The organism is Amycolatopsis sp. NPDC003865, from assembly GCF_053605345.1.
Genome location: NZ_JBSGJA010000002.1, coordinates 501,360 through 519,850, shown reverse-complemented (window position 1 = coordinate 519,850; position 18,491 = coordinate 501,360). Strand labels below are relative to the sequence as shown.

19 protein-coding genes are annotated in these 18,491 nt (G+C 70.6%); 9 read left to right on the top strand and 10 right to left on the bottom strand.

Annotation, left to right across the window (positions count from 1 at the left end):
• The first annotated feature begins 5 nt into the window (after positions 1–5).
• Positions 6–713, top strand: a complete 708-nt coding sequence (locus ACWEVP_RS07385; RefSeq protein WP_452061750.1) for a DedA family protein — start codon at positions 6–8, stop codon at positions 711–713.
• A gap of 141 nt (positions 714–854) precedes the next feature.
• Here the strand turns inward: ACWEVP_RS07385 and ACWEVP_RS07380 are convergent, their stop codons facing one another.
• Both ACWEVP_RS07380 and ACWEVP_RS07375 read right to left on the bottom strand, forming a co-directional pair.
• The gene (locus tag ACWEVP_RS07380; RefSeq protein WP_452061749.1) at positions 855–2,246 is read right to left on the bottom strand and encodes an FAD-binding oxidoreductase; all 1,392 of its coding nucleotides are present in this window, start codon (positions 2,244–2,246) and stop codon (positions 855–857) included.
• Between the two features lie 57 nt (positions 2,247–2,303).
• Positions 2,304–2,729, bottom strand: coding sequence for a PPOX class F420-dependent oxidoreductase (locus tag ACWEVP_RS07375; protein ID WP_452061748.1), 426 nt, complete (start codon positions 2,727–2,729; stop codon positions 2,304–2,306).
• A 186-nt stretch (positions 2,730–2,915) separates the two neighbouring features.
• Between ACWEVP_RS07375 and ACWEVP_RS07370 the strand changes: the two genes are divergently transcribed.
• From ACWEVP_RS07370 to ACWEVP_RS07355, 4 genes are all read left to right on the top strand, one after another.
• A complete protein-coding gene (locus ACWEVP_RS07370) occupies positions 2,916–3,446 on the top strand; it encodes a MarR family winged helix-turn-helix transcriptional regulator (protein WP_452061747.1) in 531 nt (176 codons plus the stop codon).
• On the top strand, positions 3,443–6,016 hold the full coding sequence (locus ACWEVP_RS07365; RefSeq protein ID WP_452061746.1) for an MFS transporter: 2,574 nt from the start codon (positions 3,443–3,445) through the stop codon (positions 6,014–6,016). The genes ACWEVP_RS07370 and ACWEVP_RS07365 overlap by 4 nt, the downstream gene beginning before the upstream one ends.
• Positions 6,013–6,834 carry a YceI family protein gene (locus ACWEVP_RS07360; protein WP_452061745.1) on the top strand — a complete coding sequence of 274 codons (822 nt, stop codon included), beginning with the start codon at positions 6,013–6,015 and terminating at the stop codon, positions 6,832–6,834. Before ACWEVP_RS07365 ends, ACWEVP_RS07360 begins: the two co-directional genes overlap by 4 nt.
• Positions 6,835–6,964: 130 nt before the next feature.
• On the top strand, positions 6,965–7,633 hold the full coding sequence (locus ACWEVP_RS07355) for a DedA family protein (protein WP_452061744.1): 669 nt from the start codon (positions 6,965–6,967) through the stop codon (positions 7,631–7,633).
• 1 nt (position 7,634) lies between these two features.
• Here ACWEVP_RS07355 and ACWEVP_RS07350 read toward each other — a convergent pair whose 3' ends face one another.
• From ACWEVP_RS07350 to ACWEVP_RS07320, 7 genes are all read right to left on the bottom strand, one after another.
• A complete protein-coding gene (locus tag ACWEVP_RS07350) occupies positions 7,635–8,045 on the bottom strand; it encodes a VOC family protein (RefSeq protein WP_452061743.1) in 411 nt (136 codons plus the stop codon).
• Between the two features lie 175 nt (positions 8,046–8,220).
• Positions 8,221–8,961 carry an SDR family oxidoreductase gene (locus ACWEVP_RS07345; RefSeq protein WP_452061742.1) on the bottom strand — a complete coding sequence of 247 codons (741 nt, stop codon included), beginning with the start codon at positions 8,959–8,961 and terminating at the stop codon, positions 8,221–8,223.
• On the bottom strand, positions 8,958–9,593 hold the full coding sequence (locus tag ACWEVP_RS07340; RefSeq protein ID WP_400866600.1) for a nucleoside/nucleotide kinase family protein: 636 nt from the start codon (positions 9,591–9,593) through the stop codon (positions 8,958–8,960). Before ACWEVP_RS07340 ends, ACWEVP_RS07345 begins: the two co-directional genes overlap by 4 nt.
• Positions 9,590–10,417, bottom strand: coding sequence for a PfkB family carbohydrate kinase (locus ACWEVP_RS07335; protein WP_452061952.1), 828 nt, complete (start codon positions 10,415–10,417; stop codon positions 9,590–9,592). Before ACWEVP_RS07335 ends, ACWEVP_RS07340 begins: the two co-directional genes overlap by 4 nt.
• Before the next feature lie 7 nt (positions 10,418–10,424).
• Complete coding sequence (locus tag ACWEVP_RS07330) at positions 10,425–11,234, bottom strand: ATP-binding cassette domain-containing protein (protein ID WP_452061741.1); 810 nt, start codon at positions 11,232–11,234, stop codon at positions 10,425–10,427.
• Positions 11,231–12,223: an ABC transporter permease gene (locus ACWEVP_RS07325; RefSeq protein ID WP_452061740.1), complete on the bottom strand. Its 993-nt coding sequence runs from the start codon at positions 12,221–12,223 to the stop codon at positions 11,231–11,233. Before ACWEVP_RS07325 ends, ACWEVP_RS07330 begins: the two co-directional genes overlap by 4 nt.
• Positions 12,220–13,236, bottom strand: coding sequence for a substrate-binding domain-containing protein (locus tag ACWEVP_RS07320; protein ID WP_452061739.1), 1,017 nt, complete (start codon positions 13,234–13,236; stop codon positions 12,220–12,222). The genes ACWEVP_RS07325 and ACWEVP_RS07320 overlap by 4 nt, the downstream gene beginning before the upstream one ends.
• A gap of 107 nt (positions 13,237–13,343) precedes the next feature.
• Between ACWEVP_RS07320 and ACWEVP_RS07315 the strand changes: the two genes are divergently transcribed.
• The 4 genes from ACWEVP_RS07315 (at position 13,344) to ACWEVP_RS07300 (ending at position 17,493) form a co-directional block, all read left to right on the top strand.
• Positions 13,344–14,381 carry a LacI family DNA-binding transcriptional regulator gene (locus tag ACWEVP_RS07315; RefSeq protein ID WP_452061738.1) on the top strand — a complete coding sequence of 346 codons (1,038 nt, stop codon included), beginning with the start codon at positions 13,344–13,346 and terminating at the stop codon, positions 14,379–14,381.
• Between the two features lie 70 nt (positions 14,382–14,451).
• Positions 14,452–15,318 carry a LacI family DNA-binding transcriptional regulator gene (locus ACWEVP_RS07310; protein WP_452061737.1) on the top strand — a complete coding sequence of 289 codons (867 nt, stop codon included), beginning with the start codon at positions 14,452–14,454 and terminating at the stop codon, positions 15,316–15,318.
• Between the two features lie 109 nt (positions 15,319–15,427).
• The gene (locus ACWEVP_RS07305) at positions 15,428–16,945 is read left to right on the top strand and encodes a hypothetical protein (protein ID WP_452061736.1); all 1,518 of its coding nucleotides are present in this window, start codon (positions 15,428–15,430) and stop codon (positions 16,943–16,945) included.
• A gap of 26 nt (positions 16,946–16,971) precedes the next feature.
• Positions 16,972–17,493, top strand: coding sequence for a GNAT family N-acetyltransferase (locus ACWEVP_RS07300; RefSeq protein WP_452061735.1), 522 nt, complete (start codon positions 16,972–16,974; stop codon positions 17,491–17,493).
• Here ACWEVP_RS07300 and ACWEVP_RS07295 read toward each other — a convergent pair.
• Complete coding sequence (locus ACWEVP_RS07295) at positions 17,458–18,477, bottom strand: glycoside hydrolase family 76 protein (RefSeq protein ID WP_452061734.1); 1,020 nt, start codon at positions 18,475–18,477, stop codon at positions 17,458–17,460. The two genes, ACWEVP_RS07300 and ACWEVP_RS07295, sit on opposite strands and share 36 nt — an antisense overlap.
• Positions 18,478–18,491: the final 14 nt, after the last annotated feature.

Below are 18,491 nucleotides of genomic sequence, written 5' to 3'. Positions count from 1 at the left end.
TTGGGGTGATTCTCGCCCAGAGCACGGTCAACACGATGTCGCTGCTGCCGTCATGGCTGGACCCGCAGCACCTGCTGAGCGGCCTGACGACGCCGGTCATCGCGGTGCTGTGCCTGATCATCTTCATCGAGAGCAGCATTTTCCCGGTGCTGCCCGGTGACTCCCTGCTGTTCACGGCGGGCCTGTTCATCGCGAACGGAACGCTCGACGCGCCGTTGTGGCTGGTCTGCGTACTGGTGACGGTCGCGGCGCTGCTCGGCAACGTGGTCGGTTACTACATCGGCTACTTCGTCGGGCCGAAGCTGTTCAACCGGCCGGACTCGAAGTTCTTCAAGAAGGAGTACGTCGACAAGACGCACGAGTTCCTGGAGAAGCACGGCCCCAAGGCGGTGGTGCTGGCCCGGTTCGTGCCGTTCGTCCGGACGTTCATCACGTGGATCGCGGGCATCGGCCGCATGGACCCGAAGCGCTACTTCACGTACACGGTGATCGGCGGCATCCTGTGGGCCGCGGGCATCACGGTGCTGGGGTCGCTGCTGGGCGGGGTGTCGTTCATCGCGAACAACGTCGACGCGATCTTCGTGCTGATCGTGCTCGTGTCGGTGGTGCCGATCTTGCTGGAGTACCTGAAGGCGCGGCGCGAGAAGAAGGGCGCTGTTCCGGCGGAGACCGATGCCGAGGTCACGCAGCGGATCCCGCGAGTGCGGGACTGAGGTTTGCTCCACAGGAAGGGCCCCACCGGTCGGCGGTGGGGCCCTTTTTTGTCAGACCCCCGCAGTAACGTGAAAGCAGGGGTCCCCCGGGCGGGGACCCCTGCGGTCAGCTCAGGTCGGCTCAGGTCGGCTCAGGTCGGCTCAGGTCATCGAGAACATCGACCCCGGGTTGAACAGGTTCCCCGGGTCCAGCGCCGCCTTGATCTGCCGGTGCACCCGCATCCCGACCGGCCCGATCTCGCGCTCCAGCCACTCCCGCTTGATCTTGCCGACGCCGTGCTCGCCGGTCACCGTCCCGCCGAGGGACAGCCCGACCTCGAGGATGTCGTCGAACGCCTTCCGCGCCCGGGAGAACTCGTCCGGGTCGTCCGGCTGGTAGACGATCGTCGGGTGCATGTTGCCGTCGCCGGCGTGGCCGACCACCGCGATCCGCAGGCCTACCTCGGAGCTGATCTTCTCGCAGCCCTGGATGAGCTCGGCGATGCGCGTGCGCGGGACGCAGACGTCGTCGGTGAGCCAGACGCCGTACGTCTCCAGCGCGGTCAGCACCACCCGGCGGGCCTGCAGCAGCATCCGCCCCTCTTCGAGGTCCTCGGTCGTGTACGCCAGGTCCGCGCCGCAGTCCACGCAGATCTGCTCCAGCGCCGCCAGCTCCCGGCGGGCGACCTCGCCGCCCGCGTCCGACTGGCCCAGCAGCAGCGCCTGGCAATCCGAGCCCGCGCCGAGGTCCGTCTTCAAGTACGCCTCGGACGCCTTGATCGACGACGCGTCCATGATCTCCAGCAGCGACGGCACCAGGCCCTCCCGCACGACCCGCGCCACGGCCTCGCCGGCCGCCTCCGTCGTCGAGAACCCCGCGACCAGCGTCGCCGGGGCCTGGGGCAACGGCTTGAGCTGGACCGTCGCCTGCGTGATCACGCCGAGCGTGCCCTCGCTGCCCACGAACAGCCGGGCGAGGTCGTAGCCCGCCACGCCCTTGACCGTGCGGCGGCCCGTCTTCAGCAGGGACCCGTCCGCCAGGACGACCTCCAGGCCCAGCACCGAGTCCGTCGTGACGCCGTACTTCACGCAGCACAGCCCGCCCGCGTTGGTCGACAGGTTGCCGCCGATCGTGCACCAGTCGTAGCTCGACGGGTCCGGCGGGTAGAACAGCCCGTGCTTCTCGACCGCGTTGCGGAAGTCCAGGTTGACCACGCCCGGCTGGACGACCGCCAGCCGGTTGCCCGGGTCGATCTCGACGATCTCGTTGAGTTTGGTCAGCGACAGCGTCACGCAGCCGTCGATCGCGTTCGCGGCGCCGGACAGGCCGCTGCCCGCCCCGCGCGGCACGATCGGCACCCCCGCTTCGGCGCACGCCTTGACGACCGCCTGCACCTCCTCGACGTTCGCGGGCAGCACCACCGCCAGTGGCTGCCCCGAGGGAGCCAGCGGCATCATGTCGCGCGCGTAGGACGCCGTGACGTCGGTGTCGGTGAGCACCGCGCTCTTGCCGAGCAGGTCGCGCAGCCGGGTGACCAAAGCTTCGTTGCCCATGGCCTCATGGTAAGCCCGGATAGTCCGCACTGCGGAACTTCTATTTCAAAACCGCCCCTACCGGACCAGTCCCAGCAGCTTCTCCACGCGCACCCGCAGCAGGACCCGCTGGTCGCTGACCATCGCGTCGCGGTACTCGTCCCAGTCGGGGTGCTCGCCGGCCGCCCGGCGGTAGTAGTCGACGAGCGCCTCGACGGTCTCGTCGTCCCGCGACGCCGCCGGCGGCGTGAGCGACGCCTGCCCCTCCGCGACGACGTAGCTCCAGCCGTCCTCGCTGCCCACGTGGTAGGTCACCCGCGGGTCGCGGCGCATGTTCTTCGTCTTCGCGCGGGTCTCGGTGATCGACGCGACGATCGTGTTCGAGTCGGCGTCGTACAGGTGCGTGATCGTGGACAGCTGGGGCCGCCCGTCGCGCCGGATCGTGGCCAGCACGCCGTGGCGGCGCGCCGCGAGGAAGTCCTTGAGCGCTGTGTCGTCCGTCATAGCTGTACCAACCGGGTGGCGCCGCGTTTGTTCCGAGGGCCACCGGGAAACTGCTTGCGTGTGACAACTAAAGTGGGTTCCGACACATCGACCCGGCTCCCGCTTGCATAACCGGTGGTTGAGGCACATCCTTGCCTGAGGCAACTAGTTGCAGCCGCCAACCAACGCCGTGAAGGAACCCCATCCATGGCACCGAACAACTCCGCCACCCGGCCCAAAGCCGAACTGGACCTCGCCGACCAGCTCGGGCACGAGCTCGTGCGCCTGGTCCGCCTGATCAACAAGGCGAAGTCCCAGGTGTCCAAGCAGGGTCCCGACGGCATCGAGCGGGCGGCCTACGCGATCCTCTTCACCCTCATCCACGAGGGCCCGCAGCGCACCAGCAGGCTCGCCGAGTCGCTCCACTCCGAGATCTCCACGATCAGCAGGCAGTCGAGCTCGCTCGTCCAGCACGGCCTGGTCGAGCGCCAGGCCGATCCCGAAGACGGCCGGGCCTGCCTGCTCGCCCCGACCTCCGAGGGCATGCGGGTGTTCGAAGAGAACCGCAAGCAGCGCAACCAGTGGCTGGCCGAAGTGCTCGGGGACTGGACCGAAGGGGAGATCCAGACCCTGAACAAGCTGTTCGGCCGGCTCAACACAGGTATCGAGAACCACTCTCCACAGCTGGCCGACGCGAGTGCGTCCGCCGCTGCTCCGGCCAAGGGGGCCAACGCATGAGTACCACCACCGTCGACCAACCCGTGGCGAAGGAACCACCACGGCTGAGCCACCGCCAGATCGTCACGATCCTGAGCGGCCTGATGTGCGGCATGTTCCTCGCCGCGCTGGACCAGACGATCGTCGGTACGTCGATCGTCAAGATCGCCAACGACCTGCACGGGTTCGACCTGCAGGCGTGGGCGACCACGGCGTACCTGATCACCTCGACGATCGTCACGCCGATCTACGGCAAGCTCTCCGACATCTACGGCCGCAAGCCGTTCTACCTCGCCGCGATCACGATCTTCGTCGCCGGTTCGCTGGCCTCGACGTTCGCGCAGTCGATGTACCAGCTGGCCGCGTTCCGCGCGGTGCAGGGCCTCGGCGCCGGCGGTCTGATGTCGCTGGCCATGACCATCCTCGGCGACATCGTGCCGCCGCGTGAGCGGGCCAAGTACCAGGGTTACATCCTGGCCGTGTTCGGCCTCTCCACCGTGCTCGGCCCGGTGCTGGGCGGCTTCTTCGCCGGCATCGACAGCCTGGCCGGCCTGCACGGCTGGCGCTGGGTCTTCCTGATCAACGTCCCGATCGGCGTCATCGCGCTGTTCGTCGTGGCGAAGGTCCTGAACGTGCCGCACACCCCGCACAAGCACAAGATCGACTGGTGGGGCGCGCTGACGCTGGTCGTCGCGGTCGTGCCGTTCCTGATCGTCGCCGAGCAGGGCCAGAAGTGGGGCTGGGGCGACCAGAAGTCGATCCTCTGCTACGTCATCGGCGGCGTCGGCGTGATCGCGTTCATCGTGGTCGAGAAGCTGATGAAGGACGCCGCGCTGATCCCGCTGCGGCTGTTCAAGAACTCGACGTTCACCGTGGCGATCATCGGCGGTGTCATCGTCGGTGTCGCGATGTTCGGCGCGATCACGATGATCCCGCAGTTCATGCAGGTCGTGCAGGGCTACACGCCGACCGAGTCCGGGCTGCTGATGCTGCCGCTGATGGCGGGCATCATGACCAGCTCGATCGTGTCGGGCCGGCTCACCGGGAAGACCGGGCGCTACAAGATCTTCCCGATCATCGGCACCATCCTCATCGCCGGTGGCGCGTTCTTCTTCGCCCAGGTCAAGTACGACTCGCCGCTGTGGCACCCGCTGGTCGCGGCCGCCATCATCGGTCTCGGCCTCGGCCAGTGCATGCAGACGCTGATCATCGCGGTGCAGAACGCGGGCCCGCGCAGCGACATGGGTGTGTCGACCGCGTCGGCGACCTTCTTCCGCCAGATCGGTGGTACCGCGGGTGTCGCGATCTTCCTGACGGTCCTGTTCAACACCCTGCTGCCCAACATCACCAAGGCGTTCGGCGGGCAGCTGCCCGCCGGTGCCGGGGCGGGCATCAGCAGCCTGTCCGGCGACACCAGCGGCATCCAGAACCTGCCGGAGGCGATCCGGACCCCGGTGCTGATCGGCTTCACCGATTCGATCACCACGGTGTTCTACATCGCCGGCGGCGTGGCCCTGCTGGCCACGGTCGTGCTGCTGTTCATGAAGGAGATCCCGCTGACCAACGCGGCCCCGGCCGCGGCGGCCATGGAGGGTGGCGAGGCGCTGCTCGAGGCGGACGACCACGCGGACGAGCCGACCGAGATCGTCGAGCCGGTGAAGCCGGCCGACCGCGAGCCGGCGCTGGTCGGCGGCGGGCGGCACGCGCTGAGCACGAACGGGCACGGTGACTACCAGGCCGTTTCGGGTGCGCTGCCGATCACGAACTCCGTCGCCGACGCCGAGCTGGACACCCCGGTCGGCGCGGGTGGCGTGCCGGTGACCGGCCACGTCCGCCGCCAGGACGGCAGCCACGTCCCGGGTGCCGCGCTGACCCTGATCGACCAGCGCGGCCGCCAGGTCGCGCGGGCCACCGGCGCCGCGGACGGCAGCTACTCGGTGCCCAGCCAGGGCCCGGGCGCTTACGTCCTCATCGTGTCGGCCCACGGCCACCAGCCGCAGGCCTCCAGCGTCGTGATCAGCAACGGGCCGGCGACGGTCGACGTCACGCTCACCGGGTCCGGCGAGCTGACCGGTACCGTCCGGGCGGCCGCCACCGGCTCGCCGCTGGCGAACGTGACCGTGACGCTGACCGACGGCCGCGGCGAGGTGAACGGCGCGTTCATCACGACCACGGACGGCACCTACGCCTTCGTCGGGGTCGGCGCCGGGGCCTACACCCTGGTCGCCAGCGGCGCGGGCCACCGGCCGGTCGCGGTGACGCTGACCGTGCCCGACAGCGGCGTGCTGCGCCACGACATCGAGCTGTCCAGCTCGGTGCAGCTGAGCGGCGTCGCGCGGACCGAGGGCGACCGGGTCGTCCCGGACGCGCGGATCACCGTGCTCGACGCCGAGGGCAACGTGGCGGCCGTGGCGCGGACCGACGCCGAAGGCCGGTACCTGGTCAGCGACCTGCCCGCGGGCGCGTACACCGTGGTCGCGAGCGGCTACCCGCCGGCGACCAGCCAGGTGGAGCTGACCGGCGGCGAGGCGGGCCACGACGTCCGGCTGAGCTACGACCAGGCCCTCGACGAGCTGGTCGACCGGTCATGACCGGCTTGCGCGCGACCTTCCGCACGGCCGAGGGGTGGGCGGTGGAGCACGCGGTGCTCACCGTGACCGACCCGGCCGGGCGGCAGGTCGCCCGGCAGGCGGCCGACGTCCGCGGGGAGGTCGTCACCGGCGGCCTCCCGGCGGGCACGTACACCGCCGTCGTCACGGCGGCCGGGTACACCCCGGTCGCCCGGATGGTCCAGATCGCTTCGGACGGCTCCGGCTCGCTCGGCGACGTCGTGCTGGCCCCGGTCGCCGAGGCGATCGAGCTGCCGCCCGCCGGGCCGTGGGTGATCGACCCGATGCACTCGTCGGTGGTCGCGACCGCCCGGCACCTGGGCATCGCGAGCATCAAGGCGCGGTTCCCGGACGTGTCCGGCCGGATCGAGATCGGCCGCCCGGCGGAGCGGTCGTCGGTGCACGCCGAGATCAAGGCGGCGAGCATCGACACGAACATCAAGATGCGCGACGACCACCTGCGGTCGCCGGACTTCCTCGACGTCGACGTCCACCCGGTCATCACGTTCACGAGCACCGGGCTGCGCCAGCGCGGCGTGGACTCGTGGACGCTGGCCGGCGACCTGACGCTGCACGGCGAGCGCCGCGAGATCGAGCTGGAGCTGACCTACGGCGGCTGGGGCCCGGACCCGTGGGGCGGCGTGCGCGTGGCGTTCCACGCCGAGACGACACTGCACCGGAACGACTTCGCGATCAACTACAGCGCGATGGTCCGCGCCGGCGTCGCGGCCGTGGGGACGACCGTGAAGGTCGAGCTGGACATCGAAGCGGTGCAGGGCGAGTCGCTGCCGCAGTTCTGAAGCCGTTTCCGGGAAGGCCCTCTCACCGCCGGTGAGGGGGCCTTCACCGTTCGTAGAACCTGAATATTCCGGACAGCTCGATTCGACCGTTCGCCGTGGGGTGTTCACCTGGGCCACGTAGGCTCGCGGTGTGAACGTCGTGAGCATCGAGGCCGCGGGCGTCGGCGTGAGCTGGCTGGACACCGCCGGGCCGCTGCTCGTGTGGGTGATCGTGCTGAGCTTCGTGCTGGTCGAATGCGCGCTGATCATCGGGTTGTTCCTGCCCGGTGACTCGCTGCTGTTCGGGGCCGGCGTGGTGCTGGCGCAGCACGGATCGGACGCGAACGCGTGGTTCCTGTCGGGAGCCGCGCTGATCGTCGCCGTGCTCGGCAACCAGATCGGCTACTACATCGGCCGCACGAGCGGGACGAAGCTGATCGCCCGCCGCGACGGCAAGGTGCTGAACCGCCAGGCCCTGGAGCGCGCGCAGCGGTTCCTGGACCGCAAGGGGTTCTTCGCGATCGTGGCGGCCCGGTGGATCCCGTGGATCCGCACGCTGGCCCCGCTGATCGCGGGCGCGGCCCGGATGGACCCGCGCCGCTTCCTGGCGGCGACGGCGCTGGGCGGGCTGCTGTGGGTGCCGACGCTGGTGCTGCTCGGCTACTACGGCGCGGGGTTGCTGGACGCCCTGCCGTGGCTGAAGACGGTGGCGCTGTGGGCCAGCATCGCGTTCTTCGTGGTGGGAACGGGTTACGGGGTGCTGCGCTACCGCCAGGAGATGCGCCGCCCGGTCGAAGAGCGGGACGACGCCCGCGCCTGAGTCACTGCGGGTCGGCCCAGACTTCCAGCTGGATGCCGTCCGGATCGCGGAACACCACGACCTTCGAACCCTCGAACGTCCGCGACGGCGCGGCGGGCAGGTACGACACCCCGAACTCCGCGAGCCGGCACTCCCACTCGGCCAGCTCGGCGGTCGACTGCACCCGGAAGGCGACGTGGTCGAGCCCGGTCCGGCGCTCGTCGAAGCCGCGTCTGCCGGTGTCCGCGTGCTGGACCAGCACCACGGAGAATTCGTCCCCGGCGGACCGGAGCACGACCTTGCGCAGCCCGGTGTCCGGCTCTTCGCGCCGGGTGACCTCCTCGAGGTCGAGGACGCGCACGTACCACGGCACGCTGCGGTCCACGTCGGTCACGGTGAGCGCGAGGTGGTGCACGGACATGAGTTTTGCCATGGCTTCCGAAGCCGTCCTTTCGCGTGGCGGCTTCCCAGAGTTGCACAGCGTTCGCCGACCGAAACCAGGGTGACCAAGTCCGCGTCCGATCGTGATCTCGCCGTCTCCGGGCGTCCCAGCAGGCGGACGCCGGTGACCGAAGGTCATTCCCAATTATCGGAGCGTGCCTGATCGGTCACCGGCCGCCACCGACGTCGAGCACCGCTCCCGTCGTGAACGACGATGCCGGCGACAGCAGGAACAACACCGCTTCCGCGATTTCCGCCGGTTGCCCGGCGCGGCCCAGCGGAATCTGCGGCGCGTACTTCGCCATCCGATCGGGCAATCCCGCGGCCGCGTGCAGACCGGTGTGGATCATCCCCGGCCGCACCGAGTTGACCCGCACGCCCTCGCCGCCGACCTCCTGGGCCAAGCCGAACGTCAGCGTGTCCACCGCCGCCTTCGACGCCGCGTAGTGCACCCACTCGCCGGCCGAGCCGGTGCGCGCCGCCGTCGAGGAGATGTTGACGATCGCGCCGCCCTCGCCGCCGTAGCGCGTCGACATGCGGCGGACGGCCTCGCGGCAGCACAGGAACACCCCGGTCACGTTGACGTCGAGGGTGCGCCGGACGACCTCGACGTCGTAGGAGTCGAGCCGCCCCGGTGTGTTGCCGACGATCGCCGCGTTGTTGACGAGCGCCGTCACCGGTCCCAGCTCCGCGGCCGCGTCGAACAGCGCGCGGACGTCGTCCTCGACCGAGACGTCCGCGCGCACCGCCAGCGCCTGACGGCCGGACGCCCGCACGACGTCAGCCACTTCGCGAGCGGGTCCGGGATCACCGGAGTAGTTCACGACGACGTCGTGGCCGCGCGAAGCCGCCAGCGTGCAGATGGCCGCGCCGATCCCCCGGCTGCCGCCCGTGACGATGAGCGTCAAATCGCGAAGTTCGCCAGCGGCAGGTTCTCCAGCACCAGGTCGGCTCGGTCACGCGTCTGCGAAATCAGGTCGGCGTTGCGCTGGTCCGAGCCCAGCGCGCGCCGCCGGGCCTCGACCAGGGAACGGCCGTAGCGGCGGTGGCGCGACACCAGCCGTTCGATCCGCTCGGGCTCGTCCGGCGCGAGGAACCACGCCTCGGTCAGCAGCGGCCGGATGCCGCTCCACGGGTCGTCCGGCAGCAGCAGGTAGTTGCCCTCGGTGATCACCAGCTGGACCTCCGGCGGCACGGCCACCGCGCCCGCGATCGGCTCCTCGATCTCGCGGCGGAACTCCGGCGCGTACACCGTCTCGCGGCCTTCGGCGAGCCGGCGGATCAGGTGGTAGTAGCCGGCCGCGTCGAACGTGTCGGGCGCGCCCTTGCGCTCGGTGCGCTCCAGCCGCCGCAGCTCGACCTGCGCGAGGTGGAAGCCGTCCATGCCGACCACCGCGGCGCGCGAGCCGAGCGCGTTGGCCAGCGCCCACGCGAGCGTGGTCTTGCCGGACGCGGGCGCGCCGATGATGCCCAGCACGTTGCGCTGCCCGCGCACGGTCAGGCCCTCGGCCCTAGCGAGCAGGTCGTCGAACGCCGTCATGTCCTGTTCCTTCCTGCGATCGCGGTCGTCCACGACCGCGGTCCCACATGCCGCACCCGTTCGGCGGCCACCTCGTTGGCGAAGCGGATCCGGTTCGTCACCGTCGGTTCGCGGGCCACGGCGACGGCGAAGGCGCCGTGCCAGACGTCGCCCGCACCTAGTGTGTCCCGCGCTTCCACGTCGGCGACAGGCACCTCACCCGACTCGCCGTCCGCAGTGGACCACCGCACCGGCCCGGGGCCCGCGGTGGTGATGACGGTGGGGACGCCCCGCGCGTGCAGCCCCGGTTCCGGCGCGGTGAAGTGCGCGGAGCAGGCGGCGACGTCGACCAGGGGCAGCAGCTCGTCGAGCACGGGCTTCCAGCTCCCGGCGTCGAGCACCACCGGCGCCTCCGTGCCCCGCGCGACGGCCAGCGCGAGCTCCGGGTAGTGCCCGTCGAGGAGCACCACGTCGGCCTCCGGAAGCGCCGCTTTCACGTGAAAGCGGCGGTCCGCGGCGTTGCGGGCGACGACCGTGCGTTCGCCGTCGCGGTCGCGGACCGCCACCGCGCTGACCGGTGGCGGGTCCGCGAGCGAAGGCGCGAGGTCGATCAGCCGGACGCCGTGCGCTTCGAGGTCGGCGCGGGCGAGCGCCGCCAGCGGGTGTCCACCGAGGACGGTCAGCAGGGTCGCTTCGGCCCCGAGCGCGGCGGCCGTCACCGCGGCGTTCGTCGCGGGCCCACCGGCCGCGACGTCCACCCGCAGCGACTGGACCTTCTCGCCCGGCACCGGAAGCTCGTCGACCCGCTGGACGACGTCCACGGTGCACAAACCCGCCAGCAGCACCCGCACCTCAGCTCAGCCCGCCCACGTGGGTCGCGGCGGCGGCTTCTTCCACTTCGCCGTTTTCGTTGAGCCGCAACGCACCCGTGAGCAGGCCGACGACCTGGTTCATCGAGTGCGTCTTCGGCGAGACGACCGCGACGCGCTTGCCGAGGCGGTGCACGTGGATGCGGTCGGCGATGTCGAAGACGTGCGGCATGTTGTGGCTGATCAGCACCACCGGCAGGCCGCGGTCGCGGATCCGGCCGATGAGGTCGAGCACCTTGCCGGACTCGGCGACGCCGAGGGCGGCGGTGGGCTCGTCCATGATCACGGCCTTGGTGCCGAACGCGGCCGCGCGGGCCACGGCGACACCCTGGCGCTGGCCACCGGAGAGCGTCTCGACGGGCTGGGTGATCGACTTGATGTTGATGCCCAGCTCGTCGAGGATCCGCTGCGCCTCGGACCGCATGGTCGCCGTGTCGAGCTTGCGGAACAGCACGAACGGCCCGCTCAGGCGTTTCTCGCGGCCAAGGAACATGTTCGACGCGATGTCGAGCGCGGGCGCGACGGCGAGGTCCTGGTACACCGTCTCGATGCCGTAGTGACGAGCGTCCAAAGGGGACTTGAAGTGGACGGTCTTGCCGTCCACTTTGATCTCTCCTTCGTCGGGAATCACCGCGCCCGAAAGGGCTTTGATGAGCGACGACTTCCCGGCACCGTTGTCCCCGACCACGGCGAGCACTTCGCCGGGCAGGAGGTCGAAGTCGGCGCCGTCGATGGCCGTGACGCGGCCGTAGCGCTTGACCAGTCCGCGAGCCTGGAGGATGGGTTCGGTCATGACTGCTGCTGCCTCCTCGCGATCCGGTCCACCACGACGGCGGCGATGAGCAGGGCCCCGGTGGCGAGGTCCTGGTAGTTGCCGTCGACGTTCATCTGCGTGAGGCCCGACCGCAGCACGGCCACGACCAGCGCGCCCATCAGCGTGCCGAGCACCGAGCCACGGCCGCCGAAGAGGCTCGTGCCGCCGAGGACGACGGCGGTGATCGAGTCGAGGTTGCCGAGCTGGAACTGGTTCGGGTCGGCGTTCGGCGTCCGGCCGAGCGCCTGCCAGGCCGCGATGCCGAAGGTCAGCCCGGCCACGATGTACACCGAGAGCACCGTGCGGTTGACCTTGATGCCGGACAGCCGCGCCGACTCCGGCGCGTTGCCGACCGCGTAGACGTGCTTGCCCCACGCGGTTTTCGTCAGCGCGTACCAGACGCCGAGGTACATCAGCAGCGCCAGCGTCATGCCGTAGGTGATCGGGATGCCGCCGAAGAGGTAGCGCTTGGTGCCGAGCCACTGCAGCAGCCCGTCGGTCACCGGCACGGCCTGGCCGCCGGCGATCAGCTTCGACACCGCGGTCAGCATGGTGAACGTGCCGAGCGTGATGATGAACGCGGGCAGCTTGATCCGCGTGGCGAGGCCGCCGATGAAGATGCCGACGATGATCGTCAGCACGACGCCGGCGAGCAGCGCGACGAAACCGTTCGTGCCGGCCGCGGCGAGCTTCGCCATGATCAGCGTCGCGACGACCATCGAGGACGCGTTGGACAGGTCGATGCCCGCGATGAGGATGACGAGTGTCTGTCCCAACGCGAGCGTCCCGACGACCAGCGACTGCTGGACCACTGTGGACAGGTTGTCGAGGTCGAAGAAGGTGTCCGTGGCGAGGGAGAACACCACGATCGCGACGACCAGGGCGAGCGCCGGGCCGACCGCGGGCGCGCGCAGCAGGAAGTCGCCGAGGGACTCACGTTCCTTCGCGGACACTGTCGCCGTCGTCATTTCGAGCCTCCCCAGCAGTTCTGCAGGCCCCACGCGGAATCGTGGCTCTCGATGCCGGGCAGCGGCTTGTCGGTGATCACGGCGGACCCGGTGTTCACGAAGCCGGACGGCTTCTTGCCGGTCTTGGCGTATTCGACGGCGGCGAGCACTCCCTGCTCGGCCATCTTCTTCGGGAACTGCATGACGGTCGCGGCGAACTGCCCGTTCTTGACGTTCTGGACGCCTTCGCAGCCGCCGTCGATCGAGCCCATCACGATCTGGCCGGTCAGCCCGCGGGCCTTGAGCGCCGCGTACGCGCCGCGGCCCATCGGCTCGTTCATCGAGTAGACGGCGTTGATGTCGGTGCTGCGCTGGAGCAGGTTCTCCATGCCCTGCTGGGCGAGGCTCTGGTCGCCGTTGGCCGCGGTGTGGCCCTTGATCTCCGGCGAGGAGTCGGTGAGCCCGATGCCCTTGAGGAAGCCGCCGTGGCGCTGGGTGTCGACCGAGCTGCCCGCCGTGCCGTCGACCATCAGCAGCTTGGGCGGGGTGCCGGCCAGCGCGGCCTTGACGTACGCGCCCTGCTGCTCGCCCGCCGCGAAGTTGTCGGTGGCGAAGGTGGCGTCGACGGCGTCGGCCGGCTCGGTGGCCGTGTCGAGGGCGATCACCAGGACGCCGGCGTCACGGGCGTCCTTGATCGCCTTCAGGACGCCGGTGGAGGAGCTGGGCGTGATCAGGATCGTGTTCGCACCCTGCTGCCGCAGGTTCTCGATGGCGCGGACCTGGCCGTCGTTGTCGCCGTCGAACTGGCCGGCGAGCGCGCTGAAGTCGGCGCCGTTGGCCTGCGCGGCCGCTCTCGCGGCGTTGCGCAGTTCGACGAAGTAGGGGTTCGTGTCGGTCTTCGTGACCAGGCCGACCTTGGCCTTGCCGCTCCCGCCGGTGTTGGTGTTGCCGCCCCAGTGGCGTTCGACCGTGCACCCGGTCGTCGCGGCGAGGACGGCGGCCAGCACGACCGCGGTGAGACTTCGCTGTCTCATGGGTTCCCACCCTTTGTTCGTGTCGGAGCTTGCCGATGGTCGGGAAGGTAGACAGACTGCACCGTGGACGCAAGCGTTTGCGCAAACGCTTGCCGGAAAGGATTGCCGTGCCCCAGCCGAGATCATCGCGGCCGACCCAGCGGGACATCGCCGAGCTCGCCGGCGTCTCGATCACGACCGTCTCGCACGTCGTCAACGGGACGCGGGCGGTCGCGGAGGACACCAAGGCGGCCGTCCTGCGGGCGATCGAGACGACCGGCTACACCGGCGACGCGATCGCCCGTTCGCTGGTCACCGGCGGGACGCGGTCGATCGGGATGGCGATCTCCCTGGTCGCGAACCCGTACTTCGCGACGCTGATGCAGGCGATCGAGCGGGAGGCGTCGGCGCACGGGTACACGGTCCTGCTGGCCGACACGCACGACACCGCGGACACGGAACGTGACACCGTGCGGGCGCTGCGCTCCCGCCGCGTCGACGGCCTGCTGATCACCCCGGCGCCGGGCGACGGCCCGGTGATCGGCGAGCTGGTGTCGCTGGACGTGCCGACGGTGCTGATCGACCGGCTGACCACCCGGACCGACGTCGACCAGGTGGGCACGGAGAACATCCAGGCGACCTCGGCGCTGACCGCGCACCTCGGGACGCTCGGGCACCGGCGGATCGGGATGATCAGCGGCGCGCCCGGGTTGTCGACGAGCGAGGAGCGTGTGCTGGGCTACCGGCTCGGGCTCGGCCGGTCCGGGCTGACCTGGTCGTCCGAGCTCGTGGCCTGCGGGAACTCGTCGCACGAGGGTGGCTCGCTGGCGTTGAGCCAGCTGCTGGCGCTGCCCGAGCCGCCGACGGCGCTGGTCGTCGGGAACGACAGCATGATGGTCGGGGTGCTGCACGAGGCGCGGCGGCGCGGCCTCCGGATCGGCCGCGACCTGCCGGTGGTGGTCTACGACGACGTCGAGTGGGCCGACCTGGTCGACCCGCCGCTGACGACGATGGCGCAGCCGATCGAGGAGATCGGCCGGCAGGCGGTCCGGCTGCTGCTGGCCCGGATCAACGACCCGGGACGCAAGGCCGAGACGGTCCGGCTGGCACCCACTCTGCGTCACCGCGAGTCCTGCGGCTGCCCCTCGGTTCACTCACATCAGTGATTCTGCAGTTTTACCGGCACGGCGTGGAGGTTGAGCGGCTACGTTTCGGCCTGAGCGTCTGCGAGGGCTTATGACGGCACTTTCGCCGGAGCTCCGGTTGTGGGACCCCCCGGTCACCTACCGGATCGGCGTCGCGATGGGTACGAGCGCGAACCCCTACTCGGGTGAGCTGCTGCGCTCGATCAGGGCAGCCGCGGCCCAGGCGGGCTGCGACGTCACCCTCGCCGACACCGGCGACACCGCGAGTGAAGAGGCGGCGGTGGTCCGCGCACTGCGGGCGGACCTGGTGGACGGCGTGCTGCTGGTGCCGTCGGCGGGCGCCGACGCGGTGGTCAACGGCCTGGTCCGGATGGGCGTCCCGACGGTGCTGGTCGACCGGGTGGCGGCTCGCAACGACGTCGATCAGGTGGGCACGGAGAACGTGCACGCGGTGGCTTCGCTGGTCCGCCACCTGACCGAGCGGCGGCACCGCAAGATCGGGTTCATCTCGGGTGACGACGGCCTGGAGACCAGCCGCGAGCGCGTCCGCGGCTACCGGCTGGGGCTGGAGCAGGCGGGGCTGCGCTTCAACCGCGAGCTGGTGGAGTGCGGCCTGTCGACCTCGGGCGGCGCGGCCCGCGCGACGGCGAAGCTCCTGGACGGCTGGCCCTCCCCGACGGCGCTGGTGGTGGCGGACGAGTCGATGCTCGTCGGCGTCCAGTACGAGGCCCACCGCCGCGGGATCCGGATCGGCTCGGAGCTGGCGGTGGTCGGGTACGGCGACATGGAGTGGGCCCGCCGGGTGAGCCCGGCGGTGACGACACTGGCCCAGCCGGTCGCGGACCTCGGGCGCCGGGCGGTGCAGCTGCTGCTGTCCCGCATGGCCGACCCGGACCGGCCGCCGGAGTCGGTGTTCCTGACGCCCCGCTTCCTGCACGGCGCCTCCTGCGGCTGCTGAGCGGACACTGGCCACTTCCGGACGCCCGGGAGTGACAATTGGCCTGAATGCGTCACTTCGTTGCTACCCTCGGCGCGCTCGACGGAGGCGAACGGGGAGAGATGCGGCGATGAGCGGGCAGTACCTGAGCGGAAGCGTTTACTCGGCTTCCTTGTCGGCGGCGCTCAACGACTACTGGCAGACGCTGGAACGCCGCTGGATCCGGGACGCCGGGCAGACCCTGCGCGGCGGAACGAGCCGGATCGACGCCGCGCCCGAGCCCGCCCGGTGGCAGGTTCCGGTCGAGTCGCGAGGTCACCTGACGAACTGCCCGATCGTCACCTGGGCGGTCAACGACAGCACACCCGCCAACCGGCCGGCCGCACCCTGCGACGGGTGGAGCGTCCCGGACGCGAAGTACGTCGAATGCCGGGCGGCGGACGTCTTCTCCCAGGTCGGTGACTGGGCGTGGGCCAAGCGGGAGCAGCTCGCGGCCGCGATCCCGGATCTGGCAGGCGGACCGGAACTGTCGTTCCTGGAGGACGCCCGGCAAAGCCTGCTGAACGCCGACGGGACGCTGCACCCGGAGGGTTCCATCGACGCCTACACCCTGCCCGGCATGGTCGACAAGCTCTCCACCAGGGACGACGGCAACACCAACCGGGCGTGGCTGGCCGGCTGGACCGGGCTCGCGGCGAACAGCATCAAAGGCGGCTTCCTCTCGACGGTCGGGCCGGCGCTGAAGAACCAGAGCGTGCTCGTGCGGTGGCTGGCCAATTGCTATTCCGTGCGGGCCACGACGATCCACGCCACCCGGAACAACGCCCTGCAGCTCATCGGGCAGGCCACCCGCGACCTCTTCGAGGCCGCCCCGGCGTCGGGGGACACGCCAACGGACAAGGTCGCCGTGAACGCCGCCAGCCAGGTGTGGGGGATCGTCTCGACGGTTGCCACGGCGTTGGGCGAGGAGGCGCCGGGCAGCATCGGCACCGCGCTGACCCTGATCGACTTCGCGCTGAACCTCCGCGAGGGAAAGCCGAACGAAGACCTGAAGTTCCCGCAGCTGAGCGGCTTCTTCGCGCACATGGATGCCGCCGTCCGCGGCCTTCACGAGGACCTGACCGCGGCCGAAGCCGACTACCAGAGGGCCATCACGGGCATCCGGCAGCGGATCGCCGGAGCCGACCGCACGGTGCTGGAGCTCTACGACTTCACGAAGAGCAGCCCCGACGGCGACGACAGCGACCCGTCCGCGTCGAGCCGGTTCGCCGTCGACGTCGCCGTGGTCATGGAAATCGCCCAGCTCTGCGTCGACGCCGCCGACATCTACTCCCGCTCGGTGCTGAGCAAGGTCGCCGAGGCGTCCTACGCCGACGGGCAGCTGGTCGGCCGCGGCGTCGTGCCCACCGCGGCGGACACGGCGTTGATCGCGTTGCGGGAAGACATCGAGTCGTTCTTCCGGAACACGACCGCGCGGTACCTCCTGGCGTCCGATCGCATCAGGAAGGCGGCGGAGAAGTACGCGGCGAGCGATGCGGAGCAGAAAGCCCGGCTCGAGGACGCGATCAAGGCTTGGCGCGAGACCGGCGAGGACCGCAAGCGCGCCGGGATCGACCTCGACCCGCGCAAGGAAGGCGTCCAGAACTGACCCGCCCGTAGCGGGAGAATGGCGAGGTGGTCAGACTCGCGCACACCGCCCAGCTGCCGCCCGCCGACCTGCAAGCCGTCCGGGCTCTGCTCGAAGGCGCGTTCGCGGACTTCGATCCACCGGGCTGGGAGAACACCCTCGGCGGCATGCACGCCCTCACCTTCGACGGCGACCAGCTGATCGGGCACGCCTCGCTCGTGCAACGCCGGCTGCTGCACGGCGATCGCGTGCTGAACACCGGCTACGTCGAGGGCGTCGCGGTGCACCCGGACCACCGGCGGCGCGGGGTGGCGAGCGCGTTGATGGCGGCGATGGAGGAGCTGCTGCCCGGGTACGAGGTCGGCGCGCTGAGTGCCAGCCGGGCCGGGGCGCCGCTGTACGCGGGCCGGGGCTGGCAACGGTGGCGCGGGCCGACCTTCGCCTTGACGCCGGCCGGGCGCCGGCGCACCGAGGACGACGACGGCGGCGTCTACGTCTTCCCCGGCCGGGTGTCGCTCGACCTGGCCGGGGAGCTAACCGCCGACTGGCGGGCCGGCGACGTCTGGTGACAGCGTCGCCGCCGCTTCCAGGAGCATCCAGCCGCCCACCTGGACCGACAGGTCCCGTTCCGGGGCGTCCTCCGGCAGCGGCCACGGCGCCGGGCGGTCCCAGTACGCGCTGAACACCGGCCCTTCGGCCGCTCCCGACCAGCACGCCTCCGCCGAGGCCACCACCAGCGAACGGGCGATCGCGGCTTCCGGGCCCGGCAACGCGCGGGCCGCCAACGCCAGGTACCGCGCCAGGATCGCACCGAACAAGCCGCCGTCGCCGCCGCCTTGACCGCGGATCACCCCGCCGGGGGCGCAGTGCGAAGCCACCGCGCGCACCGTGCGGGCCGCATTGTCCATTTCGGACAACTCAAGGCACGCCCCCAGGTAAACCCCTTGGCAGTACGTGTAAATGTGCTCCACTAGTTCGCCGGTGTCCGCGCGGATGCCGTCCCGGACGAGACCCGTCGAGGGATCGACCAAAGTGGACGTCAGCCAGTCCGTCAGCTCGCGGGCGCGGGCGAGGTTGCCCGACCGCGCGTGGAAGATCGCCGCCGGGCCGTTGGCCGGGGCGTTCTTGAAGTCGTCCCCGCGGCGCCACCAGATGCCGCCGCCTGCCGCGGACGTCCAGCCGGACAGCAGCTGCGTGTCGATCGCCGCCAGTGCCGGGCCGGCGTCGATGCCGAGGGACTGAACCCGTTGCAGCGCAAGGCCGAGCCACGCGATGTCGTCGTAGTAGTCGTTGGTCCAGCGCCCGAAGTTGCGCAGCCGCACCGAGCGCACGAACGACCGGATCAGGGCCAGGCGCGAAGCCGAAGGCGCGCGCAGCTGGGCGTCGACCAGCGTGTCCAGCAGGTGCGCCTGCCACCAGTAGTTCCAGTGCCAGTGCAGCCGCTGGCCCGGCGACGGTGGCCAGCCGCTGCGGCCGAGCACCGTGCCGGGCAGCGCCCACACCCGGCGCAGGTGCCGTGAGGTCACCGCGTGTTCGGCAGCCGAGACGTCCATGTCGCAATCGTGCC